Source organism: Mycobacterium sp., assembly GCF_050701675.1.
In the GTDB taxonomy this organism is placed as follows: domain Bacteria; phylum Actinomycetota; class Actinomycetes; order Mycobacteriales; family Mycobacteriaceae; genus Mycobacterium.
This window is the reverse complement of sequence record NZ_JBOGDD010000010.1, coordinates 1-21,642: the sequence shown is the minus strand read 5'-3', so window position 1 is coordinate 21,642 and position 21,642 is coordinate 1. Positions and strand designations below refer to the sequence as shown.

Annotated in this window: 20 protein-coding genes; 7 read left to right on the top strand and 13 right to left on the bottom strand. The window is 66.2% G+C overall.

The features are described from left to right. The 7 genes from ACRDUX_RS00325 to ACRDUX_RS00295 form a co-directional block, all read left to right on the top strand. Positions 1-940, top strand: a 940-nt coding sequence (locus tag ACRDUX_RS00325) for an ABC transporter substrate-binding protein (RefSeq protein WP_526409911.1), incomplete at its 5' end; no start/stop codon positions are given. Positions 941-1,064: 124 nt separating this feature from the next. Then, positions 1,065-1,988, top strand: a complete 924-nt coding sequence (locus tag ACRDUX_RS00320; protein ID WP_526409909.1) for an ABC transporter permease — start codon at positions 1,065-1,067, stop codon at positions 1,986-1,988. Beyond that, complete coding sequence (locus tag ACRDUX_RS00315) at positions 1,985-2,911, top strand: ABC transporter permease (protein WP_526409907.1); 927 nt, start codon at positions 1,985-1,987, stop codon at positions 2,909-2,911. The genes ACRDUX_RS00320 and ACRDUX_RS00315 overlap by 4 nt, the downstream gene beginning before the upstream one ends. Beyond that, on the top strand, positions 2,904-3,746 hold the full coding sequence (locus tag ACRDUX_RS00310; RefSeq protein ID WP_526409905.1) for an ABC transporter ATP-binding protein: 843 nt from the start codon (positions 2,904-2,906) through the stop codon (positions 3,744-3,746). The genes ACRDUX_RS00315 and ACRDUX_RS00310 overlap by 8 nt, the downstream gene beginning before the upstream one ends. Beyond that, positions 3,715-4,494 (top strand): ABC transporter ATP-binding protein, encoded by a 780-nt coding sequence (locus tag ACRDUX_RS00305; RefSeq protein WP_526409904.1) that lies wholly within the window; start codon positions 3,715-3,717, stop codon positions 4,492-4,494. The genes ACRDUX_RS00310 and ACRDUX_RS00305 overlap by 32 nt, the downstream gene beginning before the upstream one ends. Positions 4,495-4,674: 180 nt before the next feature. After that, a complete protein-coding gene (locus tag ACRDUX_RS00300) occupies positions 4,675-5,988 on the top strand; it encodes an NtaA/DmoA family FMN-dependent monooxygenase (RefSeq protein ID WP_526409902.1) in 1,314 nt (437 codons plus the stop codon). After that, positions 5,975-7,336 (top strand): MFS transporter, encoded by a 1,362-nt coding sequence (locus ACRDUX_RS00295; RefSeq protein WP_526409900.1) that lies wholly within the window; start codon positions 5,975-5,977, stop codon positions 7,334-7,336. The genes ACRDUX_RS00300 and ACRDUX_RS00295 overlap by 14 nt, the downstream gene beginning before the upstream one ends. Here the strand turns inward: ACRDUX_RS00295 and ACRDUX_RS00290 are convergent. The 13 genes from ACRDUX_RS00290 to ACRDUX_RS00230 form a co-directional block, all read right to left on the bottom strand. Beyond that, positions 7,330-8,127, bottom strand: coding sequence for an SDR family NAD(P)-dependent oxidoreductase (locus ACRDUX_RS00290; protein WP_526409898.1), 798 nt, complete (start codon positions 8,125-8,127; stop codon positions 7,330-7,332). The two genes, ACRDUX_RS00295 and ACRDUX_RS00290, sit on opposite strands and share 7 nt — an antisense overlap. 117 nt (positions 8,128-8,244) lie before the next feature. Continuing rightward, positions 8,245-9,474 carry an acyl-CoA dehydrogenase family protein gene (locus ACRDUX_RS00285; RefSeq protein WP_526409896.1) on the bottom strand — a complete coding sequence of 410 codons (1,230 nt, stop codon included), beginning with the start codon at positions 9,472-9,474 and terminating at the stop codon, positions 8,245-8,247. Positions 9,475-9,505: 31 nt separating this feature from the next. Further along, positions 9,506-10,426, bottom strand: a complete 921-nt coding sequence (locus ACRDUX_RS00280) for a MetQ/NlpA family ABC transporter substrate-binding protein (RefSeq protein ID WP_526409894.1) — start codon at positions 10,424-10,426, stop codon at positions 9,506-9,508. A gap of 19 nt (positions 10,427-10,445) precedes the next feature. Continuing rightward, positions 10,446-12,068, bottom strand: a complete 1,623-nt coding sequence (locus ACRDUX_RS00275) for a copper resistance CopC/CopD family protein (protein WP_526409892.1) — start codon at positions 12,066-12,068, stop codon at positions 10,446-10,448. A 107-nt stretch (positions 12,069-12,175) separates the two neighbouring features. Then, the gene (locus ACRDUX_RS00270; protein ID WP_526409890.1) at positions 12,176-12,925 is read right to left on the bottom strand and encodes a YcnI family protein; all 750 of its coding nucleotides are present in this window, start codon (positions 12,923-12,925) and stop codon (positions 12,176-12,178) included. A 2-nt stretch (positions 12,926-12,927) separates the two neighbouring features. After that, positions 12,928-14,025, bottom strand: a complete 1,098-nt coding sequence (locus ACRDUX_RS00265; RefSeq protein WP_526409888.1) for an LLM class flavin-dependent oxidoreductase — start codon at positions 14,023-14,025, stop codon at positions 12,928-12,930. Between the two features lie 42 nt (positions 14,026-14,067). Continuing rightward, the gene (locus tag ACRDUX_RS00260) at positions 14,068-14,919 is read right to left on the bottom strand and encodes an ABC transporter permease (protein WP_526409886.1); all 852 of its coding nucleotides are present in this window, start codon (positions 14,917-14,919) and stop codon (positions 14,068-14,070) included. Continuing rightward, complete coding sequence (locus ACRDUX_RS00255; protein ID WP_526409884.1) at positions 14,906-15,760, bottom strand: ABC transporter ATP-binding protein; 855 nt, start codon at positions 15,758-15,760, stop codon at positions 14,906-14,908. The genes ACRDUX_RS00260 and ACRDUX_RS00255 overlap by 14 nt, the downstream gene beginning before the upstream one ends. A 7-nt stretch (positions 15,761-15,767) precedes the next feature. After that, the gene (locus ACRDUX_RS00250) at positions 15,768-16,874 is read right to left on the bottom strand and encodes an ABC transporter substrate-binding protein (RefSeq protein WP_526409882.1); all 1,107 of its coding nucleotides are present in this window, start codon (positions 16,872-16,874) and stop codon (positions 15,768-15,770) included. A gap of 149 nt (positions 16,875-17,023) precedes the next feature. Continuing rightward, positions 17,024-18,019 carry a ketopantoate reductase family protein gene (locus ACRDUX_RS00245; RefSeq protein WP_526409880.1) on the bottom strand — a complete coding sequence of 332 codons (996 nt, stop codon included), beginning with the start codon at positions 18,017-18,019 and terminating at the stop codon, positions 17,024-17,026. Positions 18,020-18,033: 14 nt separating this feature from the next. Continuing rightward, positions 18,034-19,125 carry an LLM class flavin-dependent oxidoreductase gene (locus tag ACRDUX_RS00240; RefSeq protein WP_526409878.1) on the bottom strand — a complete coding sequence of 364 codons (1,092 nt, stop codon included), beginning with the start codon at positions 19,123-19,125 and terminating at the stop codon, positions 18,034-18,036. After that, positions 19,122-20,501: an FAD-dependent oxidoreductase gene (locus ACRDUX_RS00235; RefSeq protein WP_526409876.1), complete on the bottom strand. Its 1,380-nt coding sequence runs from the start codon at positions 20,499-20,501 to the stop codon at positions 19,122-19,124. The genes ACRDUX_RS00240 and ACRDUX_RS00235 overlap by 4 nt, the downstream gene beginning before the upstream one ends. Continuing rightward, positions 20,498-21,642, bottom strand: a 1,145-nt coding sequence (locus tag ACRDUX_RS00230) for an LLM class flavin-dependent oxidoreductase (RefSeq protein WP_526409874.1), incomplete at its 5' end; no start/stop codon positions are given. The genes ACRDUX_RS00235 and ACRDUX_RS00230, both read right to left, overlap by 4 nt.

Genomic DNA, 21,642 nt, shown 5'->3' with positions numbered 1-21,642 from the left:
GAAGGAGTTCGTGCGCGACGACCACGCGACCCTGGTGAAGAATCCCGATTACTGGAATGCCGACAACATCAAGATCGACAAGGTCACCATCTACGAGAAGCCGGATCAGGCGACCGTCGTCGCGTCGGTGCAGACCGGCGTCTACAACGTGGCCTATGCGCTACCGGCTGCGGCCAAGAACGCTGAGTCGCAGAAGATTCCGGTCGAATACACCCAGACCGGTCAGGTGTACGGAGTGGTGGTCAACAACAACAAAGCCCCCTTCAACGACCCGAGGGTCGTCGAAGCGCTGCGCTATGCCTTCGACCGCCAGGAGTTCGTTGACAAGAGCACCCTCGGCACCGGGCAGGTCACCAATCAGCCCTTCCCGCTTCGCTACCCGCAGAACGACAACAGCTTCCTCGGGCAGTGGCCGTACGACCCGGAGAAGTCGAAGCAGATCCTGCGGGACGCCGGTTACACACCCGGTGAGGTCGAGGCGCAGCTGTACGCGCAGGATGCCTCCTCCGGTGTCCCCGAGTTGATCCAGGACCAGCTCGGCAAGGCGGGGTTCAAGGTGACCATCAAGGCCATCAGCTCCGCGGAGAGCAACCAGCTGGTCTTGGTCAAGCGCGAGCCGTCACTCTCGCTGAACACGTCGACGGGTCGCGAATCACCGGTGCAGGCGCTGCTCTCCTTCTACGGCTCGGCGGGGCTGATGAATCTCAGCGCCCCATATGCGACACCGGCTTTCGAGGCCGCCTTGGACAAGCTGCGCGGCACGCCGCTGGACGCCCCCGACTACGACGGCGTCCTCAAACAGACGGTACGGATCGCGGCAGAGCAGTCGCCCCACGACTACCTGTTCGACATTCCTTGGACCTTCATCAAGTCCGATGGCGTGTCGACGCTGGACGCGAGGCAGGGTCAGATCCGCTGGCAAGACGTGACGGTCAAGTGAGAAGGGAGACGTCGGCCGGCTCATGACGACTTCCACCGCTCCCTCTGTTCCCAGTGCTCCGTCCGCCCCCACTTCGAGCGGGGCGCGACGACGGGGCGGTTGGCTGCTCCCGGTGTTTCGCCTGGTGAGCATCGCCATCGTGGTGTTCCTGCTCGCCAGCATCGTGACGTACGCGCTGGGGGTGATCAGTGGTGTCACCCCTGCCGCGTTCGTCGCCGGGGACGACGCAACCCCGGCGGACGTCGCTCAGATCAGCCATGAGTGGGGGTTGGACCGCCCGATCATCGTCCAGTACCTCGATTGGCTCGGGGGCCTCTTCCGCGGTGACTTCGGGACGTCGTGGTCCAACTCGCAGTCCGTGTTCGAACTGCTAGTGCAGAAGGCACCGATCAGCCTGTCGGTGGCCTTGTTCGCACTGCTCATCGGCGTGGTCTTCGGCGTAGGACTCGGCGTGCTGGCAGCCCTTCGTCAAGGCGGCCTGGTGGACAGGGCGATCACGTGGTTCGCGTCAGTGAGCACCGCAGTGCCGGCGTTCGCCATCGGGGTGCTGCTCATCCTGGTCTTCGCGGTCAGTTTCGGGTGGTTCCCGGCAGGCGGCTACGTCCCGTTCAGCGAGGACCCCGGCCGCTGGTTGTGGACCATCACGCTTCCCGCCATCGCCTTGAGCTTCGACACGATCGGGGACCTGTCCCGACAGGTACGCAGCGGGCTCGTCGGCGCACTGGAGGGAAACTACGTGATCGGGGCCATCCTGCGAGGTTTCTCCCGCCGTCAGGTGATCACCCACCACGTGTTCCGAAACGGAATCGGACCGGGGCTGAGCATCCTTGGTCTGAAGTTCCCGACCCTGCTCGGGGGTGCGGTCATCACCGAGTCGGTCTTCTCGATGGCCGGATACGGTGCCTACACCGCGAAGGCGGCCCAGGGTGGCGACCTGCCGGTCGTGCAAGGGGCGCTGATCGTCTCCATTGCCGTTGTGCTGGTGTTTAATACGCTGGTCAACATCCTGCTTGACCGGTTCTCGCCGGACCGCAGGGGAACCCTGTGACCTGGCGGCCCGCGGTCTCCCGTGCCCACCGTTCACTGGGCTTCTTCGGCTGGCTCAGTGTGGGCATCTGCGCGGCAGTGTTGCTCCTGGCGATCTTCGGGCCGACGATTGCTCCGCAGGATCCGCTCGCGCTGACCGATGAAATCCTGCAGGGGCCAACGGCTCAGCACCTCCTTGGCACCGACTATCTGGGTCGCGACGTTCTGAGCCGGATTCTCTACGGGTCTCAGCTGTCCGTGTTCGCGGCCCTCGAGGTTGCCGGTGTCGCGTTCTTGGTCGGGGTTCCCGCGGCGGTGTTCTCGGTGTACTCGCACCGAGTCGTCGAGTGGGTGAGTCTGCGGGCCATCGACACCCTCATCGCCGTACCCTTCCTGGTGTTCGCCGTGGCCGTCACCCAACTCGTCGGCAACGGACTACACCAGGCGATGATCGTCGTCGGCATCCTCACCTCGCCGCTGTTCTACCGGGTGACACGGGCGGCCTGCCTCGCGGTGGGGAAGGCGGACTACGTCCAGAGTGCAACCCTCAACGGGGCCACGACGTGGTACGTCGTGCGGGCGCACATTCTGCCGAAGATCGTCCAGCCCATCCTGATCGCCGCGGCCAACACCGTCGCGACCGGCCTGATCATCGTCTCGAGTCTCACCTTTCTCGGGATCGGCATCATCCCTCCCGCACCGACCTGGGGTGGGGCCATCGCCAGCGACCTGGGCTATCTAGGCCAGCGCCCCTACTCTCCGCTGGTGCCAACGGTATTGATCGCCGCGACCGTCATCGCCTTGAACGGCCTCGCCGACATCGCCCGTCAGCCGGTACACAAGGGCCACGTGTCGAGCGGTCTGTACCTGTTGAGGGCGCGGGGGAGGACGAAGGAGACCGTGCCGCCACGATCGCCCGTAGCCCGAGGAGCATCACATGGCTGATCCGCGATTGTCCGTCACCGGCCTGACCGTGACGACCACCGACGGTGACCCCGTCGTCTCCGACCTCGGATTCGACGTCGATGCCGGCCAAATCATCGGTATCGTAGGCGAATCCGGCAGCGGAAAGTCCGTCACCTGCAGGGCCGTCCTCGGCATCCTGCCGCAACGACTTCACGTGGCGGCAGGCAATATCCGCCTCGGCGGTCACGACGTCCTCGACTACGGTTTCGATGAATGGCGTCCGCTGCGGGGACGCGAGGTGTCGGCAGTCTTCCAGGACCCCGGTTCCTATCTCAATCCGAGCCTGCCGGTGGGTCGGCAACTCGAGACGACGCTGCGGGCTCAGCTCGGGCTGCGCCGTAGAGCTGCCGCGGTCCGCGCCGAGGAACTCTTCACCGAGTTGGGTCTCGACCCAGCGTCTGGCATCGGCCACAAGATCCCGCGCGAGCTGTCGGGCGGCATGCTCCAGCGGGCCGTTCTGGCGATTGCCCTCGCGGGCCAACCGTCGCTGCTCATTGCGGACGAAGTGACCACGGCACTTGACGTCTCGGTACAGGCTCAAGTCCTCGACGTGTTGCGCGGGCGACGCGATGCGACGGGTATGAGCGTTGTCTTCGTCTCCCACGATCTTGCCGTGGTCGGCGCCATCTGCGACACCATCATCGTCATGCACGACGGCCGCATCGTCGAGGCCGGGCAGGCGACCGCCGTTCTGCGGGATCCGAGACACGAGTACACCCGTCTGCTGGTGAGCGAGCACCGGCGTTACGGCATCGAACGTTTCACCGGCCGGGAGGAGTCGCGTGAGTCGCGATACGCACCAACCGTTGCTTAGGGTTGCCGACCTCGAAGTCGCGTACCGTCGAGACACCGTCCTCGACCGAGTGGACCTGACCGTCGCGGCCGGTGAGATAGTCGGGCTGATCGGTGAGACCGGGTCGGGCAAGACCACGTTGTGCCGGGCGATCCTCGGGTTCGCTCCTCTGCGCCGCGGTTCGGTCGGTTTCGAGGGCACCGACGTCAGTGCACTGTCCCGGGGACGATTGCGAAAGTTCAGGTCCAGCGGGGCGATTCAGTACGTCTTCCAGGATCCGCTGGCAAGTATGGACCCGGACTGGACGATCGAACGGTCAGTGACCGAACCCATAGCTCTCGGCGCTCCACTGCCGCCAGGTACGACACGTCGGGAGCGCGCAGAGCAGGTCTTCACCGAGGTCGGGCTCGACGTCGAATTCCTCGATCGCAGACCAGCCGACCTGTCGGGTGGCCAACGACAGCGAGTCGTCATCGCCCGCGCATTGATCACGCGGCCGCGGCTGCTCCTCTGCGACGAACCCGTCAGTGCCCTCGACGCCGGGAATCGGATCCTGATGTTGGAACTGTTCGAGCAGCTGCGCGAACGATACGCAATGTCCATCATCTTCGTCTCACACGACATCGGGTCGATCGCGGGTACCTGCGACCGATTGGCCGTCCTTCACGACGGGGTGATCGTCGAGGACGGCCCCGCTCGCGACGTCGTCCGTTGGCCGTCGAGCGCATACGCGCGCGAGCTCATTGCGAACGTGCCCGCGCTGCCGTAGTTAAGCATGCGGTGAACGATTCCCGTAGTCGCCGAGGGTTGTTCGCGGCCGGATCACGGCCAAGTGTGGAGGTGACACTGCAGTCCCTCGACCCCCCGCTGCGGGGTCGGGCACGGCAAACCTCCGACCGAACCCTCCGACCGAACATGGGAGTGCACCTTGCCGCCGCGGCGAGACCATTTGAATCTTGTCCTCTTCGGTCAGCCGAGCGGTTGGAACGACAAACGCGAAGCCCACGGTTCGTCGTCGCGCTCGGCATTCGCCCGCTACGTCGACTTCGCCCAGCAGGCCGAGCGCGCGAAGCTGGACGCGTTCTTCAAGGCCGACTTTCTCGGCTTCGACAAGGACAACATCATCAATGATCCGAGCCTGCTCGCCGAGCCGCTGGCGCTGACAGCCGCGCTGTCGTCGCTCACCGAGCGGATCGGGCTGGTGGTCACCGCATCCACGTCGTTCTTCGAGCCGTACAACGTCGCCCGTCAGATCGCCACCCTGCACAACATCAGTGGGGGACGGGCCGGGTGGAACGCGGTCACGTCGTTCAACGGCGAGGTGAACTTCGGCGCGAGTGACTCCCGAGCGAGTACGCTCAGTTCACCCAGCGAACGCTACGCCCGGGCAAACGAATTCATCGAGGTCGTCCTCAAGCTGTGGTCCAGTTGGGACGTCGACGCGCTGACCTTCCCCGACGGCGATGCGCCCCGTGTCGACCCGACCCGCATCCACAACACGAACCACGTTGGCGAGTACTACTCGGTCGAGCAGGCGCTCGACGTCTCCCGGCTCGTCGAGGACCTGCCCGTCGTGTTTCAGGCCGGCGCTTCGGAGGAGGGCATCCGCTTCGCCGCACGATTTGGTGAGGCGGTGTTCGTGGCCACGCCGGATCTTGAGCACGGCCGCTCCTATTACGACAGCATCAAGGGGCTCGTCACGAAGAACGGGCGCCATCCCGACGCGTTGCGCGTGTTGCCTGGTGTCCGCACCTTCATCGCCGATACCGTGCAGGAGGCGGCCGACGAGTACCGGGAGGTGTTCTCCGATGACGAGTACTACGCGTCGAGGTTGAAGTTCGTCAAACGGGAAGCACCGTCGTTCAACCTCGACGGCCTGGAACTCGACGACGTCATCTCGGCCGACCGGATTCCCAGCCGGGAGACGCTGGCCACCAACTTCAGGCGGGTCAGCCGAGGCCTGTTGCTGCACGATCTGGTCACCGAGTTGGAGGGCGTCACGCTGCGGCAATTCCTGCAGCGAATCCGCGGCAGCGGGCACCTGGACGTCGTCGGCACGCCCGAGCAGGTCGCCGATGTGTTCGCCGAGTGGTTCACGGTCCGGGCCTCGGACGGATTCACCCTGCATGGCGGTAACTCCTTCGACCGATTCACCGGCGAAGTCGTCCCGCTCCTGCGCGACAAGGGGCTGCTCCGAACGGATTACGAGTCCGACACGCTACGCGGAAACCTAGGACTCGAGCCACTTCGTGTCGGGGGCTGAAGCCGTCGATGTAGACGGACCAGCCGATTTCGACCACAGACCCGCACGCCCATCGATACACCGGAGACTCCGGAGTCGGCGGAATCGAACCGGACCAGCCCCTGAGACATTCGCTGCACTGAGCGTCCGCAATTACCGCATCTACGCAGTTGGTGCGGTCATCTCCAACCTGGGGACGTGGATGCAGCGGGTGGCCCAGGACTGGCTGGTGTGGCAGCTCACTGGCAGCGCTTCGGCGGTCGGCCTGGCGACGATGGCACAGTTGCTGCCTGCGCTGGTGCTGTCCTACCCGGGTGGCGTCATCGCCGACCGGTGGAACCGACGCACCACACTGCTGGTCTCGCAGGCGGCGATGGCCGCCCCGAGCGTCCTGATCGGCGTGCTGGCCCTGACCTCGTTGCTCCCGACCGCGATGCTGTTCGCCCTCATTCTCTGGTTCGGCTGCGCCACCGCGATCGACGCGCCGCTGCGGCACGCCTTCGTCGCCGACCTGGTGCCCAACGCACTGCTGCCGAACGCCGTCGGCCTCAATTCTGCCTCGTTCAACGCGGCCCAACTCGTGGGCCCGGCGATCGGTGGGTTGCTGATCTCTGCGTTCGGCTCCGGTATCGATGCCGCAGGCGGAGTGGTCCTCCTCAACAGTCTGAGCTTCGTCGCCTCCGTATTTGCGTTATGGCGCTTGAACACTGGTGAATTCCTCCGTCGGCGGGCTGAGAATTCGTCGACCGACGACCAACATCGACGACGAGCTAAACTACCGAGGCCGGAGATCGTCAGCACGTTGGTCCTCCTGTTCGCGGTCGGCACGTTCGGGATGGCGTTCCGCGCGAACAACATCCTGATGACGACCGTCACGTTCCATTCCGGCGCCACCACGTTCGGGATACTGGGCAGCTTGCTCGCCCTCGGATCGCTGTGCGGGGCCGTCCTTTCGGCACGGAAGACCAGCATCACCGTGCGCTACCTATGTGGCGCTGCGTTGGCTCTGGGCGTCGCCAGCCTGGCTGCGGCCATCAGTCCTACTCTGCCGTGGTACGCACTCACCTTGCCTGCCTTGGGATTCCTGTCGCAGACCAGCACCACTCCGGCGTTCGCGCTGCTGCAGATGCTCGTCGAGGAGCAGCGCCGCGGGCGCATCGTCGCGGTGGCGATGACGTGCCTCATGGGCGGCACGGCCTTATCCGCGCCGCTGTTGGGAATATTGGCCGACAAGACCAGTCCCCGGATGTGTTTCCTGATCGGCGGAGCCGGGGCGATATGCGGAGCCGTCATCGCCTACGGTTGGTACCGCCGGGTCGCGAGTCGCGGCGACCCGACGGTCCTTCCCATCGCACCTGCTGGTCAGTAATTCACCGTGCCGAGCAGGCCACCACCCGCTGCGACCGCGTCGCCGTTGATGCTCACGCTGCGCGGAGACGCCAGGAACGTGATGACGTCGGCGACCTCGGTCGCGTCGACCACCCGTCCGATCGCGTTGTTCGCGAGTTGCTTCTCGTAGTCGGCGACGTCGATCCCCGCCGCATTCGCGGCGGCACGGTATTCGAGTGTCTTGGACTCCGTGCGGGTCTGGCCCGGATGTACGACGGTCACGTTGATTCCGTGCTGGCCCAGTTCGTCCGCGAGATTCTTCGTCAACGCGGCCACGCTGACGTTGCGGATGCTTCGCACGATCGAATGCGTCTGGCGGTAGCCAAGGCCGCTGACGTTGATGATCCGTCCCCAGCCCGCATCGACCAGATGCGGCGCGACGGCCCGCGCCGTGCGGAGGTAACCGACCACCTTGATGTTCACGTCGTTCCAGAACACCTCGTCCGTCGTGCCGGCCAAGTCGGGATTCCCCTTGCCGACGGCTTGATTGGACGCGTTGTTGACCAGAATGTCCACGCCGCCGAGCTCGGCGACCGCCCTGGCCACCAACGCCTTGACCGAGTCGTCGTCTCCAGTGTCGGTGACGACGGGGATGGCGCGGCGGCCGCTGCGTTCGGCGACCTCGGCGGCCGCCTTCTCCAGGGTCTCCTGGGTGCGCGCGGCCAGCACCACGTCGACTCCCTCGGCGGCCAGCGCATGCGCGACGGCAAGGCCGATGCCCTTGCTGCCGCCGGTGATGATCGCCCGCTTGCCGGTCAGTTGCAGATCCATGTCGATACTCCCTTGTCCTTCGGTGTTGGGTTGTTCTTGCGATTTCGGCGCGGAAAACCGCGCTCACCACGGCTTCGCGCGCCCAAATCGCCGGGCGTGCGAATCAGAAATCCGTGGTCAGAAGAAGGCGCCATTGGGCAGCGGCTCGCCAGTGAGCTCGTGCGCGCCGATTGCCTTGGCCTTGTAGGTCTTCGGGTTGTGCGCCGCCAGGGTCCGAATGTTGCGCCAGTGCCGGTCCAGATGCGAACTCTGCCGCGCTGCCGTCCCGCCGCCCACGTCGAACAGGTCGCCGGCCGCGCGAAGGGCCAGCTCGTCCACGACGACCTTCGCCTTGGCGGCCCGCAGCGCGGCGCGCAGTGACAGTTCCGGCTCGTCTGCCGTGCCGTGTGCGGCGTACGCGTCCGACAGCGCAGCCGCGGCCGACTCGACCAGTGCCTCGGCCGCGAATGCCTGGCTGGACAGCAGACCCACCGACTGCTGCAGGATGGGGTCTTCCACCGGTCGTTCCGATGCTGCGTGGTAGAACGTGCGTTGCTTGGTGCGCACCAGGTTCACCGCGTCCCTGGTCACCCGACGCAGGATCCCGGCGATCACGGCGGTCAGGAACAGCTGCGGGAACGTCGCCGAATACGGCAGGTCGGCGTAGTGGGTGCCGTTGCTCAGGAAGTCCTCTCTTGCGACGGCGACGTTGTCGAAGCGGGTGGTGCCGCTGCCCGTGAACCGCTGTCCGATCCCATCCCAGTCGCGTTCCACGGCAACGCCTTCGCGATCCGCGGCGACCACCACCCGAGCCGGTTCACCGTCGGGCCCCGTGGCGCTGACGACGAGGTAGTTCGCGTAGAGGTTGCCGGTGCTGTAGAACTTCTCACCGGACAGGCGCAGGCCATCGGGGCCGTCGGCGACCACGGTTTCGAAGTTCCTGTCCCGGCGGCCGGCCTGCTTACGGCTCAGCTCGGTGGAGGAATGTCCGAACAGCTTGCCGTTCTTGACCTGCTCCAGCCAGCGGCGGTCCGGCCCGTCCTTCTGCCGCAGCAGGCTCTCGGTGAAGTTCAGGTGGTTGCGGACGCTGTGCGCGACGTTCGAATCCACTTCGCCGAGCGCGATGACCGTGGCGAACAGCTCGGTCAGCGTCGCGCCGCCGCCACCTGCCTCGACCGGAAGCCGCAACGCCCCGAGGCGGGATGCTCGGAGCACCTCGAATTCCTCGAACGGGTGCCGGTTGTCCTGGTCGCGTTCGACGACTCCGCGGTCGATGTAGGCCAGCAGCTCAGCCAGCTCTGGCGAGCCGAACCTGACCGGCCGGTCGAAAGTCGGCTTCCGGAGGGGTGTTTCGGCGGTGATTGTCATATGTGCTTCTCTCCTGGTGATCTCGATGGGTTCACGGCTGGAACGGCACCTGAGCCGAGATGAACTTGCCCTGATACTTCGTCACGAGGTACTTGGCCACTTCTGGGCTCTCCAGTGCGTGGGCCAGTGCCGATACCCGTGGGTCGCCTGCCAGCCGCGTGGGCGCGACCAGGACCCTGGCGTAGGGATTGCCGGGTCCGGGTTCGATCGCCAGCGCATCCTTGGCGGGTACCAGACCGATGGACGCCGCGGTCGTCGGATCGAGCACGACGGCGTCGTAGTTGTGATAGATGTCCTGGGCGTAGGCGGTGAAGTCCAGCCTGCGCAGCGCCAGATGCCGTTGTGATTCCAGAACATTGGCCTCCGACAGCGAGAGATCCGCGACGGTCACCCCGCCGAATGGGCGATCCAGTTTCTCCAGGCCGACACTGGCAAGCAGGTAGAGAGCTCGCGCAAAGCCCGCCTGGGTGTCCGGAACGGCGACGCTCGCGCCGTGCGGGAGGCTGTCTCCGGTGATCTTGTCGGCGACCAAGCCCGAGTTCACCCAGTCCTGCGTCTCCTTCAGGTCCTTCCACTTCGAGGAGTACAGGGCATAGGGTGCGACGTCGACCTTCGATACGACGCTCAAGGTGTCGAACGAATTGGCCTTCTGATTGCCAAGGAAGGCCGGCTGAGTCTGGTAGAAGGCCAGGTCCGATTTGCCGTCCTTCACCTGTGCGTTCGCGTCGGGGGAAGCATCCTGCAGCTCGAGTCTCACGTCACCGGTCAGCCTCTTGTCCGACACGAATTCCAGCAGGTCGCGGTAGCCCTCACCGCCGACCTGGATTCGCAGCGCGTCGCCGGCCGCCGCGCTCTGCTCATACGTCACCGGTACGTCTTTCGCGCAGCTCGCCAGCATCCACGCAAGGGCGGCGGCGACGATCAGGCTGATCGCCTTGCGCAGCGGTTTCATTCGACCTCCATGACGGTGTCTACAAGACCTGGTAATAGAAGGACGCCAGCTTGGGTCCCTGCCCGTCGTCGAAGCGAACGGTGACCTTCCACCGGCCGGGGGACGGCACGATGAGGTGGTCGCTGGTCCACACGGTGTCACCATCGCCTGCATCCGAACGTGACACCTCCACGGGCAGGCGGGCGACATTGGCCTGGGCCGAGGACAATTCGATGCCGACCTCGACACCGGGGGACTGGTCCGGGTACACGATCTTCACTACCTGCGGGCCGCGCCGGACGGTGTCGATGGCGATGTGCAGGACGTCGGCCCCGCCGAAGTTCAGCCGAGTCGCCACATTGGTGGTGTAGCTGTCCTTGGCCGGGGTGAGCGACGACAGTACCGCGGTCGTCGTGATGACCAGCAAGGCCAAACCGGCCTCGACGATGACGGCACGGCCGCGCCGTGGCTCGCTGTCGGGTTCGATGGTGCGGGAAGCGTGGCTGCGGCGCGTGCGGTAGGTGAGATATCCGGCGGTGATCGCCGCGCCGACCAGAACGACCTTGATCAGGAGCGCCCACCCGTATGACGTGCTGACCAGCGCGCCGACCGGTCGGACCTGCAACAGCGCCAGGACGATACCCGCGCTCAAGGCCAAGGCGATGTGGCCCAAGGCAACCCGATGCCACCGCTGCAGCCGTGGCACGGCCCGCAGCACACCGACGATGGCAACCACCCCGCCCAACCACACCGCGACCGCGTACAGGTGGACGAAGGTTGCGACGAACGGCAGCGGCCACCATTCGGTGGCGGCACCGTGACCGCCGAGGGTGACGGCGGTGACCGCGGCCGCGGCATGAAGCAGGCCAAGACCACGTGCGGTGCGCCCACGGCCGGGCGGCCGGACGACGGTGATCGCGCCAAGCGCTGCGGCCGCCACCTGCGCCGCCCCGAACGGCGTCTCGACGACGGCGACGACCGTCGAAGTCGACGCGTTGACGAGACCACCGGCCTGGTCGACAGCCAGAACGGCAAGCCGGCCCAGCAGGCCGAGTACCAGCAGGCCCGTACCCAGCCGGTAGACCGCCACGAATCTCCGAGTGCCGATCGCGTCGGACCAGACCCACCGGCACGCCAGGTAGAGCCCTGCCGACAGCACCAGCCCGGCGTACACCCCCGCCTTGACCGCGTAGAGGACGTACCGCTCGACAACGGACTGCCCGGTTCCCGCGTCCGCCCACTGGCCGTGGTCCGTTGCGGCGCCGACGGTGAACCTGATCGACAGTGACACCACGTGGGTGTCGGCGGAGACCACCCGTGCCGTCGCCAGATACGCACCGTCGCGAAGGCTGGGGCCGACTTCCAAGACGATGCGTTGTCGGCCGGCCTCCAGCCGCTGCGCCGCGAACGGATGACGCGTGCCGCCGACGTCGATGAGCTGCGCCGAGCGCTGAACCAGGGAGACGGCTTCGTTGAGATCGAAGGACAGCACCGTGGGCGACGAGTCCAGGTGTGCGCCGTCGGTGGGTGTGCTGGAGACCACGGTGGCATGTGCCGATGCGGGGCCGGCGGTCCAGATCAGCCCAGTTGCGGCGCCGACCATCACCAGCCACCAAAGCGCCGCGTGCGCCGCAATCTGTCTGTGTTTGGTCGTCGAGTGCACGCTTGTTCGCGCCCCTTCTCGCGAAACGTGTTCAACAACCGTACTTTCGGCGGCTGAAGAGTTGCTATTGGACACGACACCATCAGTATGAATTCGCAGCCCGTTGCCTACGACGCCGCGCGGCTTCGCCGTAACACGACGACGAGGGCCACCGCCGTCCCGAGGGCGACCACCAGGCTCACCAGGGACGTGACCGGCCAGACCCACGACTCGTGGCCGGGGTCCTGCGCCGCTGCGTGGGCGGAATGGTCCTCGCCGGGCGCGGGTGCCGCGCCGACTGCGGAACGGTGGGTGTCCCCGTGTACGTCGCCATCACCGTCGCCCGTGACAGCCGGGCCAAGGGCTACCACGGGAGCGGGGTGCTCCGGTTCGCTGTCCGCGTCGACGGCGACCTCGTTCCACGAGACCACCGAACCGTCGCTGTAACTCTGGTCCGTCGGAAGCGACGAGGAGTCCACGTCCTTGGGCCATGGCCCCGCCGAGAAGGTGAACTCGCCGAACTCCGACGGCTTGAGTCCGCTGGCACCCTCGGTTGCCCGCCAGGAGATGCGCGAGACCCGTTCACCATCTCCGGCCGGCTCAGTCTCGACAGTCGAGGTCCACCCGGCGACCGGCAGGGTTCGCGCCGAGGTCAGGTCGACGCCCTTGGGAAACGTGATCGTCAAGCCAACGGTGGAGGCAGACGCCGACTCGCTCGGCACGATCAGCTCCACGATTCCGGACCCACCCTTCGGTGGAGGCGGCTGTGTGCCGTCGACGCGCACGTGCGCCGAAGCCGAACCTGCGGTGGCGAGCAGGCAGCCGCCCAGTGCCACGAACATCGCGGAAAGGCGCAGTGTCATAGCCAGTTTCGGCATGCTCAGTTCCAGTTCTCGGCGATCAACCGATAGGAGGTCTGACGGTCCTCTGGCGCGTAGACGATCGTGCTGATCAGCAGCTCGTCGGCAGCCACGCTGTCGACCAGCGCTCGCAGCTTCTCCACCACATACTGCGGTTCGCCCGCGTAACTCAGCGCGCGTGATTCGGCGAACTTCTGATTGTCGGGCTCGGCGAAGCCCTCCCCGGCCGCCGGAGCAGAAGGCAGGTAAGTACCGCGGGAACGCAGGCTGGCCAGGGTGCGCAGGAATGTCTCTTCGAGTCGGCGCCCGTGCTCGGTGGTGTCGGCCGCCACGGCGTGCGCAGAAACGCCGACATACGGAGCGGCGAGACGTTTCGAGGGCGAGAAGTCTTCACGGTAGCGCGCCACCGTGCCGACGATGTCGTTCTTCACACTGTGCGCGTTGACGTAGAGGGGAAGTCCGAACTTGGCCGCAATGGTTGCGCTCCAACCGGATTCGCCGCCGAATACGGCAAGCCCGAGATCTTCCTGGTAGCCCGGCGAAACCCGGTATTCCTCCCCGCCGACGACCGCCACCGGGCGCTCCAGGTAGTTGAGGATCTCGCGGATGCGCGATTCGTCGTCGGGCACGGTCAGCGGTGTGTTCGACAGGTACCCGAGCAGTTCGAAGAGGAAATCCGATCCGCCCGCTGCCACCTCGACATCGCGGTCCTGGCTGCCGGGTGCAGAGGTGACCGCGGAGAGTACCTCGCTGATCTCGCGGTAGGGCGCCGACTTGGCATAACCCTGCTTGGAACGGCCGAGGCCAAGGACGACGCGCCCCGGAGCAACAGCCGCCAGCGAGCCGAACTGCTCGGCTACCTCGAGGCCGGTGTGGAACGGCAGCACTGTCGCCGCCGACCCCAGCGTGATGCGTCGGGTCGCCTGGATGGCCAACGCAATCAGGATCGACGGGGCCGAGGATGCCCGGCCCTGATCGAGGTGGTGCTCCGCGAACCAGTAGGCGCCGAACCCGAGGTCCTCGACGTAGCGGGCGAGGTCGACACTGCTGCCGATGGCGGCGCCTGCGCTGCTTCCCCGGGGTATGGGCACCTGGTCGAGCACCGATAGGTTGACCATGTCTCTTCCGTCCGTCCGATCTGTTCGCTTGGCCGAGGCCGTCTACTTGCTGGTGATGCCCAGTTGCCAACCGGTGACGCGCTTTTCGACGGCGGCCAGGATCACGTTGATGGCCACCCCGATGATGCCGAGCACCACGATGCCGGAGTACATCGCCGGGATCTGGTAGCCCTCCTGGCTGGACCGGATGTAGATGCCGATGCCCTCGGTGGCGCCGAGGTATTCCGCAGCCACCAGTGCCGTGAAGGCATAGGACGCGCCCAGCCGGACGCCGGGGAAGATGTTGGGGATGGCAGCGGGCAGCACGATTCTGGTGAAGATGTACACCCGTCCGGCACCGAGCGTGCGCGCGGCGTTGATGAGAATCTTCTCGACACCCCTGACCGCGTTCGTGGTGTTGATGAAGATCGGCCAGAACGCCGCCCATGCGACGATGGCGATCTTGGATTCCTCCCCGATCCCGAAGAACAGCAGGAAGACTGGGAACAGCGCCAGGACGGACAAGCTCCGGAAGAAGAGCAGCACCGGCTCGAGCAGCTTCCCCAGTACGCGGTTCGAGCCGACGAGAATGCCGAGGAAGATTCCGGTGCCAAGGGCGATCACGAATCCCAGCAGTCCGCGGTGCAGGCTCGGCCACACCTGTTCACGAAGTGCACCGCCGGCGGAGAAGCCGTGGACGAGCTCGCTGAGAACGGCCTGCGGCGGAGTGAGGAACTTCGGGTCGAGCACTTCAGTCTTGTTCGCCAGCCACCACAGGAAGAGGAACAGCGCGACGCCCACCGTGCCGTAGAGGTACCTGTCGTATTTCGCCAGCCACACGGCGGAGGACCGCACCTCGGTCCGATGCGGGTCGGCACGCCCCTTCTGGGTCGACGGCACTTCAGTTGTTACCAACTTCGACCTCCTCCTTGAGGATCTGCGCCACCTGGGCCCGGATCCGGCCGAACTCGACCGCGGCGCGGGAATCGTCGTTGCGCGGCCTCGGGAGGTTCACGTCGATGAGGGACTTGACCGTGCCCGGCCGCTTGGTCATCACGGCGATCCGGTCGGAGAGGAAGATCGCCTCGTCGATGGAGTGCGTGACGAAGAGGATCGTCTTCTTCTGCTCACCCGACTCCCAGATCCGCAGCAGTTCGTTCTGCAGGAATTCGCGGGTCTGCGCATCCAACGCGGCGAACGGCTCGTCAAGGACGAGAACATCCGGGTCATAGGCCAGAGATCTGGCGATCGCCACCCGCTGCCGCATACCGCCCGAAAGTTGATGCGGGAGATGGTCGGCGAAGGCCTCCAACCCCACGGTATTGAGGATCCGATCCGATGTCTGCCTGCGCGTCGCCGCCGAGGCTCCGCGGATCTTCAGACCGACCTCGACGTTCTTCTGCACCGACAGCCACGGGAACAGCGCATAGCTCTGGAAGACCACTCCGACGTTCTTGCTCACGCCCCGAACCGGGGAGCCGTTCAAGAGCAACTCCCCGCCGTCGTAGTCCTCCAGGCCGGCGAGGATGTTGAGAAACGTCGACTTCCCACATCCGCTGGGGCCGAGTAGGGCGAGGAACTCACCATTGCGAACGTCGAGATCGAAATCCCGAAGGACCTCGGTGACAACGTTCTTCGCGCCCTTTGCGCCCCGGCCGACGTGTGTGAACTCCTTGTGCAGGCCGTGGGACTGGATTGCGACTGACCGTGCGAGCTCCGCTTCGGCGGCAGTGAGCTCGATGAGCGGCTGCGGCATGTCTACCTCAGATCTCGCCGTCGGTGAGCACTTCGGTGTTGTCGGCCTGTGTGTCGATCAGCGCAGGCGACTTCGCGTACGGGTTGTACTCGTTGGTGGCGATGTCCTCCGGCTTCAGCTTGGCCTCCGCGGGGGTCAGCGTCCCGACGCGGTCGGCCAAGCCCCACCAGAACCCCGTCTGCTCCTTGTCCAGGATCAGGTTGTTCGCGTAGTAGTACTTGGTGATCTGCTCCTTGGGCAACCCGGTGAGCTTGGCGACCACGTCGCGATATTCCTCGGGGTGGGCATTGCCCCAGTTCGCCACCTTCGCGAGGATGCCGACGAATTCCTTTGTCTGGGCCGGATATTGGCGGATGAACTTTCCGCTGGCACTGATCGGCGCGAGGCCGCCGTCGTTGCCCGAGTTGTTGAAGTCGGAGAAGGCGACCTTCACCGCCTTGTCGGTGCGCAGGATCCCGTTCTGCGGCGGGTGGATGACTGCCAAGTCGACGTCGCCATGCTCCAGCGACTGGGGCAGCAGGCTCTCCGACTGGGTCAGGAACTTCACCTTGGTGATGTCGACGCCGTTCTTGACCAGGTAGTCCTTCAGGATGAACTCGGCGCAGCCCTTCAGCGACGCCAAGCCGATCGTCTTGCCCTCGAGCTGTTTGAGGTTGGTCTCGTCGAGGTTTGAGTCGGCCCGCTTGAAGTACTCCATGTGCGGCTCGTCCTGGGTCGTGTACGTACGCGAGGCGATGACCTTCAGGTCGACGCCCGCGGCGACCGCGGACAGTGAACGGTTGAACATGAACGACGCGAACGTGATGTCGCCGGTGCCGAGCAAGGCGGGTATCTGGCCGGAGTCGATCGCGCCCACATACTGTGGCTTGATGCCCGCCTTGTCCCAGAGGTGGAACTCGTCGGCGATCTTGACCAGTGACGGGGCGTTGGGATCCTCGGACCATTTGAAGTAGACGGGGTTGTTCGGGTCCGAGACACTGCCGTCCGCGTTGTTCGAGTCGGCGGGGCTACTCGACGAGCACGCGCCCAGCGTCGTCGCTGCCACCACCGCCACGACGAGCGCTGCCGCACCCCGGTGCAATCTGGTCCCGATACGCGCATTCCCCTTGACCATGACACCCCTTCACGTGGTGAATTCCCTACCAGTTATGTTGGGGTTCGCTGCGATGGTCAGCAATGGGGTTGAACTACCGAATCCGTTAAGCGCAGCTACCAGGTTCCGCTGTGGCGAGTGGTCCGCGCGGAGTCAGAATCGCGGACGGGTCATGTTGCAACGGAATCACTTTCGGCGAGCTGGGCCAGGATCGTGGTTGGGTCCAGAGAGCGTGGTGCACGACCAAGACGGGCGTGCTCGGCCGTGATGCGCTGGATCAATTCGTTGACGGGCGCGGTCTGGGAGTGCAGGCGGGCCTGCAGGACGATCTCGCCGTTGAACCAGTCGGTCTCCACGTCGGCATGCCCCCGTGCCACGCTCTGCCACGTGGAGCCGAAGTAGTCGTCACGCACCTTTCCGTGTCGAAAAGTGCTGCGCCGCTGGGAGTCCCGCTCGGCGCTGATGAACGGTATCCCGGCGATGGTGAGGATCCGCTCGGCCTCGATCCGGGCGCGGGCCACGAGTTCGTCGGCGTCCGGGCCTGGCTGGACCGCGGCCGTCACACCGTTGCCGAGGTTGGCGATCAACTTGCGATGCTTCCACGCGGGAATGTCATCGCGGACCTCCGAAATGAACTGTGCCGCGCGGAATGAGGCGGCTGTGCTTTCGGCCACCTCGTCACGGCCGGCGGGATACCGACCCAGATCGAGAATGCCCGCCACCGGGTGGCTCTGTTGGATGACCACTCCAGGCTCGAGGTGCGCGGCAGACACCAGCACGGCGACACCGTAGACGTTGGCGAACCTCCGCAGCACCGCCGATTCGTTGGCGACGCCGTTCTGCGCGACGAAGATTGGTGTCTGGAGCGGAGCGTGCGCAGCCAGATCATCCAATGCCGCCGCGGTCTGATGGCTCTTCACCGCCAGCACGACGATCGGTTCGGTCTTCCAGTCGACCTCACTAGCATCGCCCGCCGCCTGCAGCGCCACGGCATCCGCACCGGCCTGCGTCACGAGCTTGAGTCCACCTGCGCGGATGGCACGCAGGTGTTCGCCGCGCGCGACCGCGGTGACCTCCACCCCGGCGAGGCGCAAGCGCGCGGCGATGACCCCGCCTATCGCGCCGGTCCCGTAGACGACCACCGCCGGCCCGGATGTGTTTGGCACAGAACGCCTCCTGCTCAGTGTGGCACCGGTGCGGGTGCACGTAGCAACGGCAACACCTGGTCACCGATCCTACCGACCTCGGACTTGTACGGGGTGTCGGACAACACGAAGTGGGAGATCCCGAGGTCGGCGTACTTCTGCAGGGCGGCAGCGACGTCGGTGGCCGAACCGACCAGCCAGGTCGTGCCCGCGCCGCCGCCGCCGTACTTGCCAGGAGTCGTATACAGGCAGGAGTCGAGTATCTCGCCGCGCTCGGCGAGATCGAGCAGACGTTTCTGCCCCTCTGCTGCCTTCGGGTCCCGCTGGTGTCGATCCTCCGGCCCGCCGGCGGCTGCCTTCGCCACCTTGGCCTCGGCATCCCGCCAGGCCTCTTCGGTCGTATCGCGGACCAGGGTGGTCACCCGCAGGCCATACTCCAGCGGGGCGTGCTCGCGACCAAGTTCGTCGGACAACGCCTTGAGACGGTCGATGCGCTCAGCGATTCCGTCGAGTGGTTCGCCCCAGAACAGCTGCACGTCGGCGTCTGTGACCGCCACTCGCTCGGCGGCCTCCGACGCCCCGCCGAAGTAGAGCCGCGGGTGACGCCCCTGTTCGGCTCCGAACGGCCGCGGTTGGACGGTCGAGTGCTCGACACCGTAGAACTCACCGCGGAATGTCACGTCCTCCTCGCTCCACAGTCGGCGAACCAATTGCAGGAACTCACGGGTTCGGTCGTACCGGCGCGACTTGTCGAACTGCCCGTCGCCGTAGGCGGCGAGGTCGTCCAGCCCGCTGACGATGTTGACGAACAACCGTCCGCCGCTGAGTTGGTCCAGGGTGGCAGCGGCGCTGGCGAAGTGCGCCGGATGCCAGTAGCCGGGCCGCACCGCCACCAGCGGTGTGAACGTCGTGGTGCGAGCGGCGATGGCCGTCGCGACCGTGAAGGTGTCCGGGCGGCCCCAACTCGTTCCGATCAGCGCCCCGGCCCAGCCGTGCTCCTCGGCGCGGAGCGCGAGGTCGACCGAGAAGTCCAGGCTGCCCCAGCCGTCGACCGTGTCGTCGCCCCGGTGCCCCGGTGCGACGGTATTGGGGATGTACCAAAGGAACTCACGGCTTGGCGTTGTCACCGGCTCACTCCGGCAGCAGTCGATCGTGCGTGGGCCAGATCGGCCAGCGCCAGATCGCGCGTGATCGCCTGCGCGAGTCGCGGTACGCCGACGCGCAGGCTCGGGATGTCGCCGACCGGACGTCCGAAACTCACGTTGGCCCCGATGCTGAACACGTGGATGTCCGCCAGCCAGGGTGCCGTGCCGGGCTGCTTCTCGGTGAATTCGTATCCGTCACCCAGATACGGGGCAACGCCGAGCAATTCGTTGTCCAGCCCGGCCGGCGCCGGGTAGACGTCGGACCATCGCGCGAGGTACGGGGCGATGGTCGAGAGCTCGGAGCGGGTGGCCGGGTCCTGTTGGTAACCAGTGCCTGCGATGACGTAGTCGAAGGACCGGACGCCGTCGGCGGCCTCTATGCGTGCGCGGCCGTCCTGCTCGGTCGCGGACAGCCAGGGTGCCGAGACGTGTAGGTGATAGTCGGCGAAGGCGGCGGCGCGTGCGACGGAATCCTCGGGAACGTTCGCGCCCTGCGTTGCGGCGTTCCAGCGCTGTTCCCACCGCTGTGCATCCGATAGGAGGTGGAAGACGTCCTGCCGCAGCGGATTCGGCCGATTCTTGAGGTTCGCGACCACCACCTCGGGACGCCGTGTGTAAACGTGCACGTCGGCGGCCCCGGCCTCCAACGCCGTCGCCGCCGCGTCAAAGGCCGATGCGGCCGCGCCGAGCACGGCGACCGACTTGCCTCGCAACAGGCCGAAGTCGATCGCGTCGGCGGTGTGCGCCCAGAGCGATCTCGGCAAACCCGCGAGGACGGCGGGAACGTGCGGGCCGCCCGTGCCTGCCACACCGCCGGCCAGGACGACCTTGCGGGCGTCCTCGTTCCACCGGTGTCCGGCCTGCTCGAGTGTCAGGCGCAGGCCCGCTCCGGCGGGTTCGACGTCGGTGACCTGGATGCCGTGTCGGACCTCCACGCCGACCTGTCGCCGGAACCAACTCAGATAGTCTGCCCAGTCGCTGGTGGAGATCCGGTCCACTGCGCCGAAGGCGTCCGGACCGTGGATGCCCTCGAACCAGGCCAGGAACGTCAGTGCGGGATTGCCCAGCTCGGGACCGGAGACTGTCTTCCCCGTCCGCAGGGAGCGCATCCGCGCCCGCGAACGCCACGCCGATGCCGACTCGTCGGGACCGCCGTCGATCACGGTCACGTTGGCGACCCCGGCACGGCGCAGCGCGTGGGCGATCGTGACACCGCTCTGCCCGCCGCCGATGATTGCGACGTCGTGGTCGACGTCCTCACGCGGTGCGATCCAGTTGTTTCCGTCGAGCCCGAGCAGGCGCAGGGACTCGCGCGCTGCCACGTCGGCGTGATCCGGGCGCAGGCCGTTCGTCGTCATCTGGCACCCGTTCCGGTGAGTAGGTTGGCGTTGGCGGGACGGTCAAGGCCGTAGTGGCCGCGCAACGTCGTCGCGGTGTACTCGGTGCGGAACAGTCCGCGTTTGCGCAGGATCGGCACGACGTGATCGACGAAGATCTCCAGGCCAGAGGGTAGTACCGACGGCATGATGTTGAACCCGTCGGCGACGCCTTCGCGGAACCACTCCTCGATGGCATCCGCCACCTGCTCGGGAGTGCCGGTGAAGGTGCGATGTCCGCGACCACCACCGAGCCGGGCGATCAGCTGCCGCACCGTCAGTCGCTCGCGCCGGGCCAGATCGACGATCAACGTGTAGCGGCTCTTGGCGCCTTCGATGGCATCCTCGGCGGGGAGCTCTTCGGGCAATTGCTCGTCGAGTGCCAACTGCTCCAACGGGATCCGCAACGTGTTCGCGAGCTGACGCTGGGCGTATTCGGGCACGATCGCCGCTTCGAGCTCGCGGTCCTTGGCCGCTGCCTCGGCTTCCGTGCTGCCGATCACGGGGACGATGCCGGGGAGGATCTTGACCGTGTCGGGGTCGCGGCCGAATGCGGTGGCCCTGGCCTTGAGGTCGCGGTAGAAGGACCGCGCCTCCTCGGTCGTCTGCTGCGCGGTGAAGACGGCCTCGGCGTACCGGGCCGCCAGGGCCTTGCCGTCCTCTGATGACCCGGCCTGAACCAGCAGCGGATATCCCTGCGGTGAGCGGGGGACGTTCAGCGCCCCGTGCACCGAGAAGTACTCGCCGTGGTGTTCCGGGGCGTGAATCTTGGCTTGGTCACCCCAGACCCCGGCCTGCTTGTCGGCGACGATCGTGTCGTCTTCCCAGCTGTCCCACAGCTTTTGCGCGACGTCGACGAACTCGGCGGCGCGGGCATACCGGGCGCTGTGTGACGGGAGTTCGGCAAGGCCGAAGTTGCGTGCGGCGTCCACCGTCGCCGTCGTCACGATGTTCCACCCGGCGCGTCCGTTGCTGACGTGGTCGAGGGAGGCGAACCGACGGGCGAGGTTGTATGGCGAGTTGTACGAGGTGGATGCCGTCGCGATGAGGCCGATGCGTTCGGTCACCCCAGCCAACACCGTCAGCAGCGTCAGGGGTTCGAGGATGCCGAGCGGTCGACGGC